Genomic DNA, 351 nt, shown 5'->3' on the forward strand with positions numbered 1-351 from the left:
ATTTCTTGTTCTCCTTAGATGACTTTTGCTTCGTTCTTGAGCTTGTCGACCAAAGCGGCCACATCGGCCACCTTGACGCCTGCGCCGCGCTTGGCGGGCTCGGTCACCTTCAGGGTCTTCAGGCGCGGCGCCACGTCCACGCCGAGGTCTTCGGGCTTGACGGTATCGAGCTGCTTCTTCTTGGCCTTCATGATGTTGGGCAAGGTGACGTAGCGGGGCTCGTTCAGGCGCAGGTCGGTGGTGATGACCGCTGGCAGCGTCAGGGACAGCGTCTCAGCGCCGCCATCGACTTCACGGGTCACGCTGACCTTGTCGGCCGCGAGGTCCACCTTGCTGGCGAACGTGGCCTGG

Annotated in this window: 1 protein-coding gene; it reads right to left on the minus strand. The window is 62.7% G+C overall.

Features of this window, described 5'->3' with window-relative positions:
- Positions 1–14 precede the first annotated feature (14 nt).
- Positions 15–351, minus strand: a 337-nt coding sequence (locus tag ACSQ3D_RS27875; protein WP_436129036.1) for an electron transfer flavoprotein subunit beta/FixA family protein, incomplete at its 5' end; no start/stop codon positions are given.

It is taken from the genome of Acidovorax sp. LjRoot117 (genome assembly GCF_964252695.1).
GTDB lineage: Bacteria > Pseudomonadota > Gammaproteobacteria > Burkholderiales > Burkholderiaceae_C > Acidovorax.